The following is a 20366-nucleotide window of genomic DNA, read 5'->3' as shown; positions in this document are numbered from 1 at the left end:
GTTTGAATATGTCAGAAAGTCGTCTGTTGCTGATTGTCGAGGACGATACTGCATTCGCGCGTACCTTGTGTCGTTCGTTTGAACGACGTGCTTATACCGTATTGCATGCAGAAAGTCTGGAAGCGGCAGAAGAAATACTCAAGTCACACTCTCCGCAGTTTGCGGTCGTTGATCTGAAATTAAACGGCAATGCTTCCGGGCTTGCCTGTGTACAGATGTTGCATCAGCAAGTGCCGTCCATGCAGATTGTGGTGCTGACCGGCTTTGCCAGCATTGCGACTGCGGTGGAAGCCGTGAAACTGGGTGCTTGCCAGTATTTAGCGAAGCCATCGAATACCGATGATATTGAAGCCGCCTTCGGCCATGTCGCCGGTGTCACTGATCTGGAGCTGACGAATCGTCCGACCTCAATTAAAACGCTGGAGTGGGAACGCATACACGAAGTGCTGGTGGAATCCGAGTTCAATATCTCCGAAGCAGCGCGGCGTCTGGGTATGCACAGGCGTACCCTGGCACGTAAGCTCAGTAAGCAGCGGGTGAAATGATAGGCAAATGATCCTTCAAGGTCATTTGTGATCTCACATTCAGTCAGACTGATTCGTGCCTCAGTTAAGCCCCATCTGCAAAACAGTATTGTTGAGCTTCCATTAGCTGCTGAACATACGCATCAAAAGTAAAATTTGAATATCTCCCCGAGTGACTTATGTAAAAATACCGGACAGTTTCGTCTGTGCCGGTACGCTTGCATCGGTTCAGTTTTAAACAGCAGACAGTTGAGCCGGACATTCCTGTTTCTGCTATCTCATAACAGTTCTCGCCTATTTTTATGCCTTCAGTGATCAAGCCAGGGCTGATTATTTTGCACAGTAATCAGTTGGAGCAGTTGAGTGCGGCCGTATTTGAGTGGATACGACGCAACCCCTTGTCGCCGCTGGAAAAAGATATTTTCCTGGTGCAGTCAAATGGCGTGGCTGAGTGGCTCAAAATATCGCTGGCAGAGAATTTCGACATCAGCGCCGCGAACCGGATTGAATTGCCGGGTCGTTTTTTGTGGACGATCTATCGTTCCATGCTCGGTAAAGCAGAGATACCGTCAACGTCATCACTCGATAAAATGCCCCTGACCTGGCGGCTGATGCGTTTGATTCCGACGCTGTTGCAGGACAGTGATTTTTCTCCGTTAAAACATTTTCTGGCCGATGGCGATGCCGAACGGCGCTATCAACTGGTGTCGAGATTGGCTGATCTGATCGATTTATATCAGGTGTACCGGACTGACTGGTTACAGGACTGGAGTCAGGGGCTGGATCAGCTGCGTCGCGCGAATGGCGAGGTGGTGCCGTTGCCGGCAGACCAACGCTGGCAGGCCAAATTATGGCGAGCGATTCTGGCTGATTTACCTGAGGCTGAGCGTTTGCTGGGGCGCGTGAATGTTCACCGACGCTTTGTAGATGCGGCCTCTGGCGGTGTTGTTCCGGCTACGCCATTGCCACGCCGGGTGGTTTTATTCGGTGTCTCTGCGTTGCCCAGGCAGACACTGGAAGCCTTATCAGCATTAGCCCATCACACGCAAGTCATACTCGCTGTGCCCAATCCCTGTCAGTATTTTTGGGGAGATATTATCGAGGGGCGTGAGTTGTTCAAGGTACAGTTCAAGCGGCAACAGTTGCGTAATCAAACCGATTTATCTCTGATCCCGATAGAAGAGTTACATGCCCACGCACATCCTTTACTTGCCGGATGGGGACGTCTGGGGCGCGACTTCGTCCGCATGCTCGATGAGTTTGATCAGGCTGAATTGGCGCGCACAGGTTTTGCCGGTTTAAAAATTGATTTATTTTCAGAGGATGCAGGTCACTCTTTGCTGACGCAAGTGCAGGCGGCGATACGCGATTTGCTGCCGCTGGTGGAGCATCCCCATTCGCCGGTTGTAGCAACGGATACCTCGATTGAGTTTCATCTGGCGCATAGTGTCCAGAGGGAAGTTGAGATTCTGCATGATCGACTGTTAGGGATTTTTGCAGAGGCGGACAATAAAATTCGTCCGCGTGATGTGGTGGTTATGGTGCCGGATATTGCACAGTTCACACCGTCAATACGCGCCGTGTTCGGCCAATATAAGCGGACGGATCGACGTTATATTCCGTATGAGATCGGCGACGTCTCTGATCGTAAAACAAATCCAGTCATGGTGGCACTCGACTGGTTATTACGCCTGCCGCAGCAGCGCTGTCAGCAGAATGAAGTTGTGGATTTGCTGGAAGTTCCCGCGATTGCAGCTCGCTTTGGTTTGGATGAAGAAGATTTACCGGTACTGAAGACCTGGATTAATGGTGCCGGAATCCGTTGGGGCTTAAATCAACAGCATAGGGACGGCTTGGGGCTGGGCGCGACTGGTGAACAGAATTCCTGGATATTTGGCATTCGCCGCATGTTGCTTGGTTATGCGAATGGCGCTCAGCTACACTATCTAGACATAGAGCCGTATGCTGAAGTTGGCGGGCTGTCATCCTCAATGGCGGGCTGTCTTGCCGAATTTGTTGAAGCGCTGATTGCATGGCAAAACAGACTGGCATTGCCGCAGACACCGCTGGTCTGGGCCGAGCAGGCGCGGCAATTGCTGACTGATTTTTTTGCCGTATCCGGCGAGAATGACAGGGTGTTGCTGGCACGGCTACATGAGTCACTCGACAAGTATCTGAATGCCTGTGAACAGGCGCATTTTGACGAGGCGATTCCGCTCGCGGTTTTCCGTGAACCATGGCTGGCATCGATAGATGAGGCAACGCTGAATCATCGCTTTATTTCCGGTGGCGTGACTTTCTGCACCTTCATGCCTATGCGCTCGATGCCGTTTCAACTGGTCTGTCTGTTAGGGATGAATGAAGGTGACTTTCCACGCAGAACAAGTCAGGTGGATTTTGATTTGCTGGCTTTGCAAGGAATGGCAAGACCCGGTGACCGTTCGCGGCGTGACGATGACAGGTATCTGATGCTGGAGGCGATTCTGGCTGCACGATCCAGGCTGTACATCAGCTGGGTTGGGAAAAATATCCGTGATAATTCTGAGCAGCCACCGTCGGTGTTGGTATCTCAACTGCGTGATTATCTGAATGCGGGCTGGGACATTGATCTGCAAAAGCATACACATGAATATCCTATGCAGGCGTTCAGCCGCGCATATTTTTTCGCCGGACCAGATCGGCCGCTGACGTATGCGCGGGAATGGGGCGCAGCATATTTACAAACGCAGCTGCAAGCGCAACCGCAAGCGCAACAGCCCATGGCGGACAATAGTGTTCCGCTCATGGAAGACGATACCGGTCTGAGTCTGAAACTGAGTGAATTGAGTCGCTTCGTCCGTCAGCCCGTCGCCCATTTTTTTCAACAGCGATTAGGGGTGCAATTTGCTGATGAAGAGCAAATGACCGGCACTGAGGAACCTTTCAATCTCGATGCTTTACAAGAATATTTTTTGAATGACAGGCTGATCAATAGAGGTGATGTACCGGGGAATATCGCTGAGCTTGAAACAAAACTGACCGAAAAAGCGGCGCAGCTTTCACGTGAGGGGCTGTTGCCGGTGGGTTTTATGGGGCAAAAATGGCAGCGTCTGCTGGTGGCTGAAATGATGCCGGTGCAAACGGCGTGGCTGACATTATGTGAATTATTCCCCGATCCTGCAGCGAAGTTGCCGGTGCAGTTTCGCTATCAGAATATCAGTATCTCGGATTGGCTGGAAAACCTGCGTACTGATGGTCAGCAAACCGTTTCCATCATGCAGATCGCTAGCAAAGTGTGCAATGCCAAGGGAGAATTGCGTGCAGATAAAGTGATCGATATCTGGATCAGGCAATTAGTCGCGGCCAGCCTGAATTATCCTGTGACTTTTTATCTGGTCGCACGCGATGCCAGCCTGTGCATGCCGCCTTTGGAGCAGGCTGCTGCGACAGCAACACTGGAAACCCTGATCGTTTTATGGCGCGCGGGTCTTGATGGCATTTTACCGGTTGCCTGTAAGACTGCGCTGGCGCTGATTGCAGGTGATAACCCACAACAAACCTATGATGGTGGCTATAACATGAGAGGCGAAGTAGAAAGCCCTTATCTGGCCCGGATGTGGCCTGATTTTGCTGCATTAAGCGCCGAGCCTGATTGGGAAAACGTCGCCAGAACATTGTATGAGCCTTTATTTCAATGGGCGCGTGAGATTCAGGTAACGCCTCTGAGTGCGATGACAGAGACGGGAGAATCAGAATGAGCCATCTACTGCATCCATTAAGCTTCCCTTTACATGGCAGTCGCCTGATTGAGGCGAGTGCCGGAACCGGTAAAACCTGGACCATCGCCGCATTGTATCTGCGCCTGGTATTGGGGCATGGAGGTGAGCATGCGTTTCAACGCGCTTTGCATCCCTCAGAAATTCTGGTGATGACGTTCACACGCGCGGCGACCAGAGAATTGTCGGATCGCATACGTCAGCGGCTGACGGAAGCTGCTGGCTACTTCAGGTCTGGCGAGGTGCCCGCGAATGATCATTTCATCAGCGAATTGATACAGGCTTATCCTACGCAGGAATTGCAACAACAGGCGGCGTATCGACTCAGTATGGCGGCGCAGGCTATGGATGAGGCGGCGATTTTTACGATTGATGCCTGGTGTCAGCGTATGCTCAAAGAGCATGCGTTTGATAGCGGTTGTCTGTTCGATGAAGAGCTGATCGCCAGCGAGTCTTCTTTACTCGAAAATGCCGCGCTGGATTACTGGCGGCAGCAGGTGTATCCGCTTGATAGCAATGGATTCTCGCTGGTAACCTCGTTCTGGAATGATGCACCTGCACTTTCGGCTGCGGTGCTGAAGCTGGTGCCGTTTGCCGGTTTGCTCGGTGTGCGTATCACGCAGCCTTTATCCGTTTTTATTGCGCAGACATTGGCGGAACAGGAAAAAATTCTGGTTAATTTGAAGGCTGGTTGGGCAGAGAAAGCCGATCAGATGATGCAATGGTTTGCCGCGGAAAGAGAGGCGTCACCGAAACAATTCAGTGCGACGAAATTAAAACCCGCCTCGCTGGATAAATGGCTGGCAGGTCTCAAAGTCTGGGCACAGACGCCTTCGCTGGTCTGGCCGGATGGTTTTGAAACCGCCGCAGAAAAGTTGACACCGGATGCCTTACTGAGCGCATGCAATAAAGGATATGAGCCGGATATTCCCGCCGTATTTAACGACATAGCACCGCTCGCTGCAAAGCTGTGGGAGATAGAGCCGATGAAACATGCGCTGTATCGGCATGCGGTTTCTGTGATCGTTGCCCGTGCGGATTTGCTCAAGCGTAGCAGTCGCCAGTTTGGTTTTAACGATATGTTGCAACGCTTGCGTGCAGCAGTCAGCGGGCCGAATGCGGCTGCACTGAATCTGCGTATCCGTCAGCAATATCCGGTGGCGATGGTCGATGAATTTCAGGATACCTCGCCAGATCAGTATGCGATTTTTGACGCGATTTATCGCATTAACGAGAACGCGGCGACGCAGGGCTTGTTTCTGATTGGCGATCCTAAACAATCGATTTATGGTTTTCGCGGTGCTGATATACAAAGTTATCTGGCAGCCCGCGTAGCGACCACGGGCCGGCATTATTTACTAGGCACTAACTTCCGTTCCACCCATGCGCTGGTGCATGCCGTGAATCATGTGTTTCTGCATGCGGAAACAAATGAAGATGCCGCGTTTGCCGCAGGTGCGTTCCGATTCCGGCGTGCGGCAGCTGATCCTATGCCGTTTGAAGCGGTCACTGCACATGGCCGGGCAGAAAAGTTTGTCAATGCCGATGGCGAAGTCAAAGCGCTGAATCTATGGGCATCGGCGAATCCGGATATGAAAAAAGACGAGTATCTTTATTTTTTTGCGGAACACTGTGCCGAGCATATTGTGACGCAACTGAATAGCCCGCGGACGGGTTTTCAGGGCGCACAGGGAATGCAGCGATTGCAGGCGGCGGATATCGCGATTCTGGTCAGGGATAAATTTGAAGCCGAAGCCGTTCGCAGCGCACTGCAAAAGCGAAATGTCGCCAGCGTGTATTTGTCAGATAAAGACTCGGTACTCAATAGCGACGAGGCCAGAGATGTATTGCGCTGGCTGCATGCATTCTCGAATCCGCTGGATGACACTGTCGGTCGCGCCGCGTTTGCCACCAAAACAGCGAAACTCAGCATCGGGCAACTGATCACGCTGGCGTCCGACGATGAGGCGTGGGAAAACTGTACCGCGCAATTAAAAGAACTGCACTCTGTCTGGCAACGGCAGGGCGTACTCGCTGCGATCCGGCGTTTTATTCACATGCTGGAATTGCCGGCAAAATTACTCAGCGAGGTCGGCGGCGAACGTAGTTTAACCAATATCCTGCATCTGGCTGAATTACTCGAAACGGCCAGCATGCAGCTCGATGGCGAGCAATCGCTGGTTCGCTGGCTGGCAGAGCAAATGGCGGACGATAGTCAGCACAGCGACGAACACATCTTGCGACTGGAGAGCGACGCAAAACTGGTCAAGGTGATTACGATACATAAATCCAAAGGCTTGCAATATCCATTGGTGTATCTGCCATTTGCCGTATCGACCCGGGTGACGACCCGCATGAACCGCAGTTTCTTTGATTACTTCGATGAATCCGGTGTGCGGAAAATTGATTTTGCTTTGTCGCAGGCAGCGCTGGATGCGGTGAACCGTGCCAGAAAAGAAGAGGACATCCGCCTGTTTTATGTGGCTGTCACCCGCGCCGTGCATGCGCTGTGGCTGGGTATCTCCTCGAATCAGGACAAAATACACGAGTCGGCGTTTGGCTATCTGCTGGCGGGGGAAACGACACTCAAGGCGGTCGCGCTGAATGATGCTCTGCATGACATGAGCGATGCTTGCGATGACATCGCGATCATCAATGTCGCAGATTTACCCGGTGTGAGTTTCTACACGCGTCATGAGGCGCAGCAAAGCCTGGTGGATATTCCTGAATATACGCAGGAATTTGAACGTGACTGGGCGGTTGGTAGTTTTACCTCGCTGACACGCGGTATGACGTCCACCGGCAATATGACCCGAGTGCAGGACAGCAAGCTGCTGGAAGAAGATGACACCGCACCGGTGCCAGCGTCGGGCAACAGCGCCTGGCATCGTTTTCCGCGTGGTGCGATGCCGGGACAATTTTTACATGAGCAGCTCGAATGGATGGCGGGCGAGGGCTTTGATTTCATAGAGTCCGACAGCTTTGATACCAGACTGACTTCCCGTTGTCAGCGCGCAGGCTGGGATAATCATCTGGACGATATCATCGTCTGGCTAAAGCGCATCGCCACGACTCCCTTATTGCCAGCGAATGTCAGCCTGATCGGGCTGTCGACGTTTTTGCCCGAGATGGAATTCTGGTTTCCGTGTGAGCGGGTGAATGCGCAGAAAATTGATCGCTTATGTCAGGAATTTTTTCTGGACGGCATACCACGCGATGCCCTGAGTGAACGCGAGTTGCATGGTTTGCTGATGGGCTTTGCCGATCTGGTGTTTGAATATGAAGGAAAGTACTGGGTGCTGGATTACAAGTCGAATGTTGTTGGTGTTGACGATCTGAGTTATCACAAAGCGGGTCTCGCCTCTGCCATGGCGGCGCATCGATATGATGTGCAGGGAGCGATCTATATGCTGGCCTTACACCGTTTGTTGCAGTTGCGTATCGGTGAGGCTTACGCCCCTGCCATCCATCTTGGCGGTGCGATTTTTTTCTTTATGCGCGGCGTTGCGAACGAAGAGACGCATGGTTGTTACCATCTTGAAGCAGACCCGGAATTTCTCGCCAGACTCGATCAGATGATGCGCGACGATGATTCGGCGGCAGGCGATATGTCTACCGGTGGTAAATTTGCTGATACAAAGGAAATCCCATCATGATGGTAGCGACACCGCCAGTGCTGGAACGGCTCAAACAATATGCAGAGCGTGGTCATGTCCGCCTTTTGTCCGTCGCCTTTGTGCGCTTCATGCATAGCCTTGGCATGCAGGACCAGCGCCAACTGCTGCTCGTCGGCTTGTTATGCGAACTTGAAGCGCTTGGTCATAGTTGTATCAAACTCGAAGCCTTGGTGACTGATCCTTGTGCTTTGTTGGGGTGGGATGTGCCGCTGTGGGAAACGCTGATCGCTGATATGGATTTGCCTGCTGACGTGGCCGGTTGGCTGGATGTACTCAGTAGTTCTGCGCAAATTTATCTGCCTGATGTGGCGAGCCGGGACGATCAGCAGCAACCGCTGGTGTTGCACAGAGACAGCCTGTATCTGCGTCGTTACTGGCGACATGAAATGGCGATTGCCTCTGCCGTCAGACAACGCGCATCTGCTTTGATGCCTGTCGATGTGGTAGCAGTGTCGCGCTGGCTGGATATCTTGTTCAACGCTTCCGACGAGATAGATTGGCAAAAGACTGCTTGTGCGATTGCTGTCCGCAGTCATTTTTCTGTCATTACTGGCGGGCCGGGGACGGGGAAAACCTACACCGTGGCACGGCTGCTGGCTTTGTTGTTTGCCTTGTCCGCACATCCTGAACGTTTGCGTATCGCATTGGCTGCACCGACCGGTAAGGCCGCAGCGCGCCTGAAGCAGGCGATTGATCACGCTTTGTCTGAACTCGCGGAGAAAATCGGTCCGGCGTTACCGCTGGCGGAGCTGACCAACAGAATCGGTGCCGCGCGTACGCTGCATAGTTTGCTGGGTGCTCGTCCAGATACGCGGGCATTCCGGCATCATGCCGGGAATTTGCTCGATATTGACGTGCTGATCGTGGATGAGGCGTCGATGGTGCATCTGGAAATGATGGCCTCGCTGTTAGCGGCGTTGCCAGATTCCACCATGTTGATTTTGCTGGGCGATAAAGATCAGCTGGCGTCGGTAGAGGCGGGGGCGGTGTTGGGCGATTTGTGTGATCGCGCCGAATCCGGAAATTATTCGCCTGCCACGGCGCGCTATATTGCCAGCGCCTGCGGCAAAGAGATTCCGCCAGAGTTCATTGCCGATGGCAGCGTGATAGCACAGCAGACCGTGATGCTCAGAAAGAGCCGTAGGTTCAGCGGTGCCATCGGCGCGCTGGCATTGGCTGTGAACAGCGGGCAGACAGACCTTGCGATTGATTGTTTGCGCAGAGCAGATGAGCAAGTCCTGTTCTGGGCCGAATCTGCCCAGCAAAAAACGCTATTGCAAATGGCCTTGTATGGTAGGGCTGGCGCAGAGGGCGGCTATTTCACTTACTTGCAATTACTGGCACAAAGGCCGCAGGGCGGCGACGAAGCGCAGTTTCATCTATGGGTGATTGCTGTTCTCAGAGCTTTTGAATCATTCCGTATTTTGTGCGCGGTCAGAGAAGGAGATTGGGGCGTCAGTGGTTTGAATCAGGCCATCGAACGACACCTGCATCAATTGGGGCATATCAACAGCCGTAGCGAATGGTATAGCGGGCGTCCGGTGATGATTACGCGTAACGATTACGGTACCGGTGTTTTTAACGGCGACATCGGTATGACCTTGCCTGACTTCAGTAAAGACAAGGTACAACGGGTTTATTTTCTGGATGGCGATAAATTGCGCCACGTACTGACCTCCCGTTTGCGCCATGTTGAAACCGCGTTCGCGATGACCGTGCATAAATCACAAGGATCTGAATTTCAGCATACGGTGATGGTATTGCCAGCCGAGGCGTCGCCAGTGATTACCCGCGAGTTGATTTATACCGGTATTACCCGGGCAAAGCAGAATTTCAGCCTGCTGACGCCTGTATCAGGTGTGCTAAGCCATGCAATCGGGCGCCTGACGCTACGGGCGAGTGGCTTGCGAGAAGAGTTAAATATTGTTTAATTGAAAATAAATTCAGAGTTGAATTGCAGATTAATCCTTTGGTTTCCGGTGAAGTCTTTTATAATCCCCCGCGTACCAGATAAGTCGCCCGGAGCGCGGACTGATGACTGATACCTTCGAAATTGATGTGCTCGTATCAACGTTGTGACATTCTTGGAGGTTGTTATCTTGGATAGACGTGTTAAATAAAGAATGTAAATTGTATGAGTAAAGACTTAAGTAAGCCCGCCAAGGCTGAATCAGGAAACATCCCCGAACATATCGCAATCATTATGGATGGTAACGGCCGATGGGCGAAGCAACGATTGTTGCCCCGATTTGCCGGGCATACCAAAGGGGTGAATGCCGTCAATAAAGTGGTGGAAGCGTGTTGTAATCGCGGCGTTCGCTATCTGACTTTGTTTGCGTTCAGCTCAGAAAACTGGCGTCGTCCACCGGAGGAAGTCTCACTGCTCATGAAGTTGTTCCGGAAAGTACTGGTACTTGAGATTAACAATATGTGCCAGAACAATATCCGTCTGAAAATCATTGGTGATCTGAACAAGTTTGACACCGAACTCAAAGAGCTGATCCGCAACGCAGAAGAAAAAACCGCCGCCAATACCGGGCTGACGCTGACGATCTGCGCCAATTATGGTGGCCGCTGGGATATCGTCAATGCCTGTAATGCCTTGATTCGTGAAGGGCTGGATCAGGACAGTATTACCGAAGAAATGCTGTCGTCAAAATTGTCTATGGCGTATGCACCACCGCCAGATATGCTGATACGCACCGGTGGCGAGGCGCGCATATCGAATTTCCTGCTGTGGCAAATGGCTTATTCCGAATTTTTCTTTACCGATACTTACTGGCCGGATTTCGATGGCAAATCGCTGGATGAAGCGATCGCCTCGTTCCAGAAGCGCGAACGTCGTTTCGGCAGAACCAGCGAACAGTTGCTGGAATCTGCTGAGTAAAACAGCATAGCAACGCTATTTTTTATGTAATGCAGGCGGGAATTATCAATGACCAAAATTGTTCCGGTAATTTTATGTGGTGGCTCAGGCACCCGCCTGTGGCCCTTGTCACGCGCTGGTTTTCCTAAACAGTTTCTGGTGTTGTCTGGCACGACCAGCCTGTTTCAGCAGGCTGTGCAACGCGTGAATGCAATTGCTGATGCCGATATTCAGGTCAGTCCTACACTGATCGTGACCAATGAAGAGCACCGTTTTCTGGCACTCGATCAATTGCGTGAAATGAAGTCGGTTCAGGCCAGTCTGTTACTGGAACCCACCGGAAAAAATACCGCACCGGCATTGACGCTGGCGGCTCTCGAAGCTACCGCCAAAGGCGATGATCCGGTTCTGGTGGTGACGCCGGCAGATCAGACCATACAGGATGACGCCGCGTTCACCAACGCATTACAGCAGAGCGTGCGTGCCGCCAGCGATGGTGCGATTATTATTTTAGGTATTACGCCTGATCGCCCTGAAACTGGCTACGGCTATATCCGCAGAACCGGGCAGGCAGCATCGTTTGGCGAATCTGCAGTCGCGCAGTTTGCCGAAAAGCCTGATGCAGCGACCGCGCAGCAATATCTGGACAGCGGCGAATACCTTTGGAATAGCGGCATGTTTGTGCTCAGAGCCAGCACCTGGCTGAAAGCGCTGGCGCAATTCCGGCCTGATATTGCGGAGTCTGCCAGACTCTCGTGGTCGGAAAAAACCAGTGATGCTCAATTCATCCGTCCTGACGCGGCTGCTTTTGCCAATATTCCCGCAGATTCTATCGATTATGCCGTGATGGAAAAATGCCCGGGGTCAGCTTTTGACATACGCATGATTCCGCTGGCCGCCGGTTGGAACGATCTGGGCGCGTGGGATGCGGTCTGGCAGGTCGGCAAACAGGATGCGCAGGCGAACGTGACCTATGGCGATGTGATACAGACCAATTCCAGCAATAGCCTGATTTATTCGTCCAGCCGCCTTGTCAGCACCGTTGGCATTGATCATCTGGTGGTCGTCGAAACGCCGGATGCCGTGCTGGTGGCCGACCGTCGCCAAAGTCAGGATGTGAAGGCGATTGTGGCGCAATTAACGCAGCAGGGACGGCAGGAACATACTTTGCACCGCAAGGTGTATCGTCCCTGGGGCTGGTATGACAGCATTGATGAAGAAGAACGTTTCAAGGTCAAGCGCATACAGGTCAAGCCCGGTGCCAGCCTGAGTCTGCAAAAGCATCATCACCGTGCTGAACATTGGGTCGTGGTCAGAGGAACGGCCGAAGTCACTTGCGGCGATAAAGTCATGCTGCTGACGGAAAATCAATCCACCTATATTCCGCTCGGTGAAGTACATCGGTTGGCGAATCCGGGCGCGATACCGCTGGAGATTATCGAAGTGCAGTCCGGCAGTTATCTGGGTGAAGACGATATCGTCCGTTTTGAAGACACCTATGGCCGTACGAAGTAAATGCGGTAAGGTATAAAAACAGTGCGGCGCCAGGCAAGCACAATTCTTTTGATGTATGTCATGGCAATGACACAATTTCTTGGTATGATTCATCTCAGTTACTGTACATACAACTGATATGTATGACGGTAACAAGGTGTGCCGGATCAGCAGATAGCGGGTTGGCCACCGTCCAGAACAAGGGTACGGAGACTGAACAGACAGTCTCCGTATTTTTTTTGCGCGCTGGTTTTATTCGTTGCGCACAATGCGAATGCAGGGTTGCACCGAAAAAGACAGAAAGCGCAGCGCGTTTCAGATTCAGATACTTTTCGCTCCGTTCTGGTTCAGGCAGATGCCTGTCTGCCCGAATCACGCACAGATCTGAAATCGCAACGGCGTCCGCACTGAGACCTTATGGGGCATTCGCGCCGCAAATTATCTCAAGCTGGCACACCCCGCACAGCGACGGAGCCTCGCCATGCCGAAAAAACGCCTCCGCAAGCACTAAATATACTCCCCCCAGTATGTAAAACAGCCCAATATTCATAAGGAGATAAGGCTGTTTTCTGCATATACTCCCCCAAATTCTCTCTATTTCAGGATGTGCTGGCAGATTTTTCAGGCTTTTTGCGAACGTGGCACGCTATCTGCTCATAGGCTGGTGAAGCTTGCAGTTTCTTTGTTACCCACCACCTTCAGGAGAAATCATGACACGTCGTACGGTTTTGAAAGCAACAGCAATTGGCGCAATGGCGCTCGCTACATCGGGCTGGATGGCTCAGGCATTCGCAGCAGATACGATCAAGGTTGGCATTTTGCATTCCCTCTCAGGCACGATGGCGATTTCCGAAACATCGCTGAAAGACGTGGCACTGATGACGATTGATGAAATCAATGCCAAGGGCGGCGTCATGGGTAAAAAACTGGAAGCGGTGGTTGTTGATCCGGCATCCAACTGGCCTTTGTTTGCTGAGAAAGCACGGCAGTTAGTGTCGCAGGATAAAGTGTCAGTGGTGTTTGGTTGCTGGACATCGGTATCACGCAAATCGGTGTTGCCAGTGTTTAAAGAGTTGAACAGCCTGCTGTTTTACCCTGTGCAATATGAAGGTGAAGAGCTGGAGAAAAACGTGTTTTACACCGGCGCTGCACCGAATCAGCAAGCGATACCGGCGACAGAATATCTGATGTCAAAAGAAGGTGGCGCGGCAAAACGTTTCGTGCTGCTGGGTACAGACTATGTCTATCCACGCACAACCAATAAAATCCTGCGCGCTTTCCTGCATAGCAAAGGCGTGAAAGACAGCGACATCGATGAAGTCTACACACCGTTTGGTCATTCTGATTACCAGACCATCGTCGCGAATATCAAGAAATTTTCTGCCGGTGGAAAAACTGCTGTGATCTCGACCATTAATGGCGATTCGAATGTACCGTTTTACAAGGAGCTTGGTAATGCCGGTCTGAAAGCGACCGATGTGCCTGTCGTAGCGTTCTCGGTTGGTGAAGAAGAATTGCGCGGCGTCGATACCAAACCACTGGTGGGCCATCTGGCCGCATGGAATTACTTTGAGTCCGTCAAAAATCCGGTGAATGCGGAATTCATCAAAAAATGGAAGGCGTATGCGGTCGCCAAAAAATTGCCGAATGCTGCCACCGTGGTGACGAATGACCCGATGGAAGCAACCTACGTCGGCATTTATATGTGGAAGCAAGCGGTGGAAAAAGCTAAATCCACGGATACCGATAAAGTGATCGCAGCGATGGGCGGGCAGACTTTCAAAGCCCCATCCGGCTTTGAACTGACGATGGATGCGACGAATCATCATCTGCATAAACCCGTCATGATCGGTGAGATTAAAGCAGACGGCCAGTTCAGCGTCGTCTATAAAACCAAAGCGCCTATCCGTGCGCAACCATGGAGCCCGTATATCAAGGGCAATGAAGGTAAGCAAAAGCTGTAAGCAGCGCGGCAGTTTTCTCCTTGCGTGAGCACTTCCTGGTGTTTTCCCGACTGACCAGGTCGTTGCTCGCGCGTATGGGGAATGTTGCCTGGCTTTGATCTGCCAATTTTGGTCTGCCAATGCGGAAGCGGCATGTTCCCGTTTCTGCCTACAACAGAATTCCATGAAATTTCCACGAATGAATGCGTCTGCAGAACTATGACATTCCAGAAAATGTTGGCACGCCTGCTTGTCACTATGCCCGGCATCTTATGTGGCAGATTATGTGGCATCTTGTTCAGCGTCTTGTTCGCTGTGTTGCTACCGGCAACAGCGCATGCAGCGATCGACGCGAGTCAGCTTAAAGCGCTGGCGGGTGATGATCCTGATGCACGTATCGCTGCCGTCAATACGATCGCCGCGCTGGCGAATGATGAAGCCGCGAAAGTGTTGACTGCACTTAAAAATGAAGAATTGTATTTCAAAGACGATCAGGTTTTTCTGCCTGAGGGTGAGCAGTTCATCGCCTTAGCCGATGGCAAAAAAGTCGCTTTGCCTGATGGTGCTGATGTCATCGCGATTAACAATCGCTTGCGTGCTGCAGTCGACAGCGCCTTATCCGGTCTGAAGCTGTTTGCACCGGAGCGCGTAGTCCGTCTGGCGGCGGCGCATGCGTTGCAAAAAGAAGCGACGCCGGAACAACTGCCTTTGCTCAATAAGGCGTATGTCAAAGAAAAAGATCCTGAAATCGGCGCATTGCTGCAAATGCTGATCGCGACTGTGAATCTGCATGCAGAAGATCCCGCCATTCGTAAAGCGGCGGTCAAAACACTCGTCACCAGTGCGAATGCGAATCTGAAACCTGCATTGCAGGAAATGATCACCCAACGTCCGGATGGTAGTTATGCCGAGCCGGACGAAAGCATACGCGTCGCAGCGGTGGCCACCTTGAATGCCATCGACAACCGCATAGCCCGTACCGAATTCGTCGGCAATCTGTTTTATGGCATCTCGCTCGGCAGCGTGTTGTTGCTGGCAGCGCTGGGGCTGGCGATCACGTTCGGACTGATGGGTATCATCAATATGGCGCATGGCGAATTACTGATGATAGGTGCCTATACGACCTATGTTTGCCAGTCACTGTTCCGGCATTTTTTCCCGGAAGCGATTGACGCTTATTTATTGCTGGCCGTGCCAGCGGCTTTTCTGGTCTCGGGCATGGTCGGTATCGTGCTGGAACGCACGGTGATTCGCTGGCTCTATGGCCGCCCTTTGGAAACCCTGCTATGTACCTGGGGTATCAGCCTGATGCTGATGCAGGGTGTACGTTCGGTGTTCGGCGCGCAAAACGTCGAGGTGGCCAATCCTGCCTGGATGTCTGGCGGCGTCACAGTGATGGGCTCACTGGTGTTGTCTTACAACCGCATCATCATTATTTTCTTTTCTCTGGCAGTGGTTTTTGCGGTTTGGCTGATTCTGAATAAAACCCGCATGGGCTTATTTGTGCGTGCCGTGACGCAAAATCGCCGCATGGCCGATTGTGTCGGCGTCGCGACCGGCAAGATCGATATGCTGACCTTTGGTCTGGGTTCTGGCATCGCGGGTCTGGGCGGCGTTGCCTTGTCTCAGTTGGGGAATGTCGGCCCTGATCTGGGGCAGAGCTATATCGTTGATTCATTTATGGTGGTGGTGCTGGGTGGTGTCGGCCAGCTGGCGGGTACCGTGATTGCGGCATTCGGCCTCGGTGAAGTGAATAAATTTCTGGAGCCAGTGGCAGGTGCGGTGATGGCCAAAATTGTGATTCTGGTGTTCATTATCATCTTTATTCAACGCAGACCGCAGGGCTTGTTTGCACTCAAGGGAAGGAGTGTCGACTGATGCGCCATTTATTTTCACGTCCGGCATGGACGGGCATCGTCGTACTGGCGCTGATCGCGGCGCTGCTGCCGCTGTGCTATCTGGTGTTCCCTGAAGGCCATGCCTTGCATGTGTCTTCGTATGTGATCGGTATCGTTGCCAAGTTCATGTGTTACGCACTGGCGGCGATGGCGCTGGATCTGGTGTGGGGCTATACCGGTATATTGTCTTTGGGGCACGGCGTATTTTTTGCGCTCGGTGCTTACGCGCATGGCATGTATCTGATGCGCGCGATTGGCCGTGACGGTGTGTATCAAAGCGACTTACCCGATTTCATGGTGTTCCTCGATTGGAAAACTTACCCGTGGTACTGGTCGCTGACGGATCATTTCTGGTATTGCATGGCGCTGGTGGTGCTGGTGCCCGGTGTGCTGGCATTCGTCTTTGGCTATTTCGCTTTCCGTTCCAGAATCAAAGGCGTGTATTTTTCCATCATCACGCAAGCCATGACCTTTGCCTTCATGCTGCTGTTTTTCCGCAATAACACAGGCTTTGGCGGCAATAATGGTTTTACTGATTTTAAACGCATACTCGGTTTCAGCATCACCGCGCCGGGCACCAAAGCCGTGTTGTATCTGATGACCTTAGTGATTCTGCTGGCCGCTTTATTTTTGTGTCGCTGGATCGTGCAGTCCAAACTCGGGCGGGTGTTGCAGGCGGTCAGAGATTCAGAATCGCGCCTGATGTTCATCGGCTACGATCCCTTATGGTTCAAGCTGTTTATCTGGACCTTGTCTGCGGTCTTGTGCGGCATTGCCGGGGCTTTGTATGTGCCGCAGGTCGGCATTATCAATCCGTCTGAAATGTCGCCGGGAAATTCGATAGAGATGGTGATCTGGGCCGCCGTTGGCGGGCGCGGCACTTTGCTTGGCCCGATTATCGGGGCGTTCACTGTGAATGGTCTCAAGAGCTGGTTTACGGCGGCGTTTCCTGATCTCTGGTTATATGCGCTGGGCTTATTATTCATTCTGGTGACGCTATTCATGCAAAAAGGCATATTGGGTTTAGCCGGCAAGTTGCGCAAACGTGGGGAGTCCGCATGACTTACTTGATGAACGGCGTGATGAGTGGTGTATTACGTCCCGGCCAGCAATACGCATCGGCGACCGGCGATCAGGGTGTTTCTTATGGCAGAGTCCGGCAGGCAGGTGTCGATACCACGCATGGCGCGATTCTGTATCTGGAAGATATTGTTGTTTCCTTTGATGGCTTTAAAGCGATCAATCATCTGACGCTGGATATTTCTGTCGGTGAATTACGCTGCATCATAGGCCCGAATGGTGCCGGTAAAACGACGATGATGGATGTGATTACGGGCAAAACCCGGCCTGCATCGGGCACCGCATTTTTTGGTCAGACCATGGATCTGAGCAAGATGAATGAAGTCGAAATTGCGCATGCCGGTATCGGTCGTAAATTTCAACGCCCCACGGTGTTTGAGCAGCATACCGTATTCGAGAATCTGGAACTCGCCATGAAAATGGATAAGCGGGTCAAGACGACTTTGTTTGCACGATTGAATAGCGAGCAGCGCGATAAGATTGCGGCGATATTGCAACTGATACGTTTGCAGGGTGAAGAAAAACGGCTCGCAGGTTTGCTGTCGCACGGGCAGAAACAATGGCTGGAAATCGGCATGTTGCTGATACAGGAGCCGCAACTGATTTTACTGGATGAGCCGGTGGCAGGCATGTCCGATGCCGAGACCGCACGCACCGCCGAATTGCTGAATGAATTGCGCGGCAAACATTCGATCATGGTAGTGGAACACGACATGGGATTTGTGACTGAGATTGCGCAGCAAGGCAAGGTCACGGTATTGCACGAAGGTGCCGTACTGGCAGAGGGCACGATGCAGCAGGTGCAGGCCGATGAACGTGTGATCGAAGTCTATCTGGGGCGCTGATGTTGATCAGCTTTGCTCATCCTTGCTACTGCCGGATTCAGTTTATTTCCGTGGTCGTTTTCATTCACAGGATTGACGCAATTTGTCCCGGCAAGGCATGGCGACGAAGACAGTACGAATAGTACGGCCAGGAGCCATAACGCCGCTGGGGCGAATTTGCGTCAGTCCTTATTCAGGAAAATCATGCTAGAAGTTAACCAACTGCATCAATATTACGGTTCCAGCCATACGCTGCGCGGCATTTCCCTGTCGCTGAAAAAAGGCGAATGCCTGACCTTGCTGGGGCGTAACGGCGTCGGTAAAACCACCTTGCTCAAATGCCTGATGGGTGTTCTGCCTGCGTCGCAAGGTGAAGTGGTGTTTGAAGGGCGCAATATCAATAAGCTGGCTCCGCATGAGCGGGCGAAAGCCGGTGTCGCCTATGTGCCGCAAGGGCGCGAGATATTTGCCCGTCTGACGGTGGAAGATAATCTCCTGATGGGCATGGCAACGCTGCCAGCAAAACGCGCCAAAACGATCAAAGGCGAAGTGTATGAATTATTCCCCGTGCTGAAGGAAATGCTGCATCGGCGTGGTGGCGATTTGTCTGGTGGTCAGCAACAGCAACTCGCGATTGCCCGTGCTTTGCTGGCGGAACCCAAGCTGATTATTCTTGATGAACCCACCGAAGGCATACAACCATCGATTATCAAAGACATCGGCCGCGTGATCAGGCTTTTGCGTGAACGCGGCGATATGGGCATTCTGCTGTGCGAGCAGTATTTTGATTTCGCACGTGAACTGGCTGATCAGTTTGTGGTCTTGTCACGTGGCGAAGTCGTGGCGTCCGGCACACAGGATTTAATGGATGGCGACGATATCAAACGTCATCTGGCGGTATAGTGTGGTTCTTGTTTTTTTGTTGTGAGTCTGCATGAGTTTGCCTATCACTGTTACGACGCCTATCACCGAAACTGCTGCAGTATCTGCACCATCAGCACCAGAGAAGAGCCACTGGCAGGCACGTTTGCAACTGGGGTTTAGTAAAGATGCGGCAACCACACGCCTGACTGAACGTCAGCACAGCGGCCCGCTGCGAGTGCAAAAGCCTTTGTATCCCGAAGGTGCAGAGATTTGTCATGCGATCATTATTCATCCTCCCGGTGGCGTGGTCGGTGGCGACCAGTTGCAGATCAGCGCAACGCTGGGTGAGGGTACTCACGCACTGATCACAACACCCGGTGCCGCCAAGTGGTATCGCGGCAACGGTTACACATCTAAGCAAGCTGTGGTGCTGCATGTCGCTGACGGCGCGGTCATGGAATGGCTGCCGCAAGAAACCATATTTTTTGATGATGCCTGCGTGTCCTTGCATCAGGACATCCACCTCAGCGGCAATGCCGCCGTCATTGCCTCGGACATTCTGTGTTTTGGCCGCACGGCTGCTGGTGAAACCTATACCAGCGGCAGCATCTGGCAACACAGCCGCATCTATCGTGATGGAAAACTGATCTGGTTTGAGCAAGGTTGTCTGGAAGGTGATGGCGAGTCCATGCAAAGTCCGCTGGGGCTCGCTGGCCGCTCCGTCAGCGGCATGGTGCTGGCGGCAGGCGCCATGCTCAGCAGCGCACAGCTTCTGCAATTACGCGAAGAAAGCCGCGCCTTGCTGGATGCGCGCGAACCCCAGGCTTTGTGCGGCGTCACGCAAATGAAGTCAGTGCTGGTGGCGCGTTATCTCGGCAATTCCAGCGAGGTCGCACGCGCATGGATGCAATTGGTCTGGCAACACCTGCGCCCCGTCGTCGCCAGACAAACCGCACGCATACCACGCATCTGGAATACCTGAGTAGCTGATTTTTTAACGGCTTTGTCCTGTTTTAACTGCGACTAATGCAAGTGTTTGTTGCCGTTAAGCAGCGGTTGTGTTGTGTAGCTTTTCCACGAATTATTTTCTCTTACTCATAATCCGAAAATGCAACAGCATTCCCCAAACAATCACAGCCCAAGAAGCCCACATAATCCATACTCCTAAATTGTCGGCTCCTATTAAGGAAATTCCAAATCCTAATAAGCAGCAAAAGAAACCGATTCCGCCAATCGCGATACCACGCTCTTCCGCTTTAATTTTCATTGCAACCTCACTGATCGAGTTTTCAAATTGATTGGAAGTTTTCGGCACTCCATTTCCCGAAAGCCCGAATAATTCAAGGTTTTTCAGCAAAAGCTCTGAACTTTTCAACAGTATGGCGTCCTCTGACATATGCATAGCCAACGGCACTATTTCGGTTCGCTCTAAAATCAATCA

General features: G+C 52.2%; 13 protein-coding genes. 12 read left to right on the top strand and 1 reads right to left on the bottom strand.

Annotation, left to right across the window (positions count from 1 at the left end; translation table 11 throughout):
* Window positions 1-8 precede the first annotated feature (8 nt).
* From Undi14_RS14415 to Undi14_RS14360, 12 genes are all read left to right on the top strand, one after another.
* A complete protein-coding gene (locus Undi14_RS14415) occupies window positions 9-545 on the top strand; it encodes a response regulator transcription factor (protein ID WP_186898185.1) in 537 nt (178 codons plus the stop codon).
* A gap of 281 nt (window positions 546-826) precedes the next feature.
* Window positions 827-4261, top strand: coding sequence for an exodeoxyribonuclease V subunit gamma (gene recC, locus Undi14_RS14410; RefSeq protein WP_200181081.1), 3435 nt, complete (start codon window positions 827-829; stop codon window positions 4259-4261).
* A complete protein-coding gene (gene recB, locus Undi14_RS14405; protein WP_200181080.1) occupies window positions 4258-7935 on the top strand; it encodes an exodeoxyribonuclease V subunit beta in 3678 nt (1225 codons plus the stop codon). Before recC ends, recB begins: the two co-directional genes overlap by 4 nt.
* Window positions 7932-9887 (top strand): exodeoxyribonuclease V subunit alpha, encoded by a 1956-nt coding sequence (gene recD / locus Undi14_RS14400; protein ID WP_200181078.1) that lies wholly within the window; start codon window positions 7932-7934, stop codon window positions 9885-9887. The genes recB and recD overlap by 4 nt, the downstream gene beginning before the upstream one ends.
* A 203-nt stretch (window positions 9888-10090) precedes the next feature.
* Window positions 10091-10843 (top strand): isoprenyl transferase, encoded by a 753-nt coding sequence (locus tag Undi14_RS14395; RefSeq protein ID WP_200181076.1) that lies wholly within the window; start codon window positions 10091-10093, stop codon window positions 10841-10843.
* A 48-nt stretch (window positions 10844-10891) separates the two neighbouring features.
* Window positions 10892-12337, top strand: coding sequence for a mannose-1-phosphate guanylyltransferase/mannose-6-phosphate isomerase (locus tag Undi14_RS14390; protein ID WP_200181073.1), 1446 nt, complete (start codon window positions 10892-10894; stop codon window positions 12335-12337).
* Between the two features lie 689 nt (window positions 12338-13026).
* On the top strand, window positions 13027-14280 hold the full coding sequence (urtA, locus tag Undi14_RS14385; RefSeq protein ID WP_186885758.1) for an urea ABC transporter substrate-binding protein: 1254 nt from the start codon (window positions 13027-13029) through the stop codon (window positions 14278-14280).
* Between the two features lie 198 nt (window positions 14281-14478).
* Window positions 14479-16137, top strand: a complete 1659-nt coding sequence (gene urtB, locus Undi14_RS14380; protein ID WP_234030614.1) for an urea ABC transporter permease subunit UrtB — start codon at window positions 14479-14481, stop codon at window positions 16135-16137.
* Window positions 16137-17219, top strand: coding sequence for an urea ABC transporter permease subunit UrtC (gene urtC, locus Undi14_RS14375; protein ID WP_200181071.1), 1083 nt, complete (start codon window positions 16137-16139; stop codon window positions 17217-17219). Before urtB ends, urtC begins: the two co-directional genes overlap by 1 nt.
* A 20-nt stretch (window positions 17220-17239) precedes the next feature.
* Window positions 17240-18082, top strand: a complete 843-nt coding sequence (gene urtD / locus Undi14_RS14370) for an urea ABC transporter ATP-binding protein UrtD (protein ID WP_223827071.1) — start codon at window positions 17240-17242, stop codon at window positions 18080-18082.
* Window positions 18083-18265: 183 nt separating this feature from the next.
* Window positions 18266-18964 (top strand): urea ABC transporter ATP-binding subunit UrtE, encoded by a 699-nt coding sequence (gene urtE / locus Undi14_RS14365; protein ID WP_200181070.1) that lies wholly within the window; start codon window positions 18266-18268, stop codon window positions 18962-18964.
* Window positions 18965-18995: 31 nt separating this feature from the next.
* A complete protein-coding gene (locus tag Undi14_RS14360; RefSeq protein ID WP_200181069.1) occupies window positions 18996-19907 on the top strand; it encodes an urease accessory protein UreD in 912 nt (303 codons plus the stop codon).
* Window positions 19908-20006: 99 nt separating this feature from the next.
* Here Undi14_RS14360 and Undi14_RS14355 read toward each other — a convergent pair whose 3' ends face one another.
* Window positions 20007-20300, bottom strand: coding sequence for a hypothetical protein (locus Undi14_RS14355; RefSeq protein WP_200181068.1), 294 nt, complete (start codon window positions 20298-20300; stop codon window positions 20007-20009).
* Window positions 20301-20366: the final 66 nt, after the last annotated feature.

Origin of the sequence: Undibacterium sp. 14-3-2 (assembly GCF_016595265.1) — a bacterium.
Taxonomy (GTDB): Bacteria; Pseudomonadota; Gammaproteobacteria; order Burkholderiales; family Burkholderiaceae_D; genus Undibacterium; species Undibacterium aquatile.
This window is presented reverse-complemented; position numbering and strand designations above follow the sequence as displayed.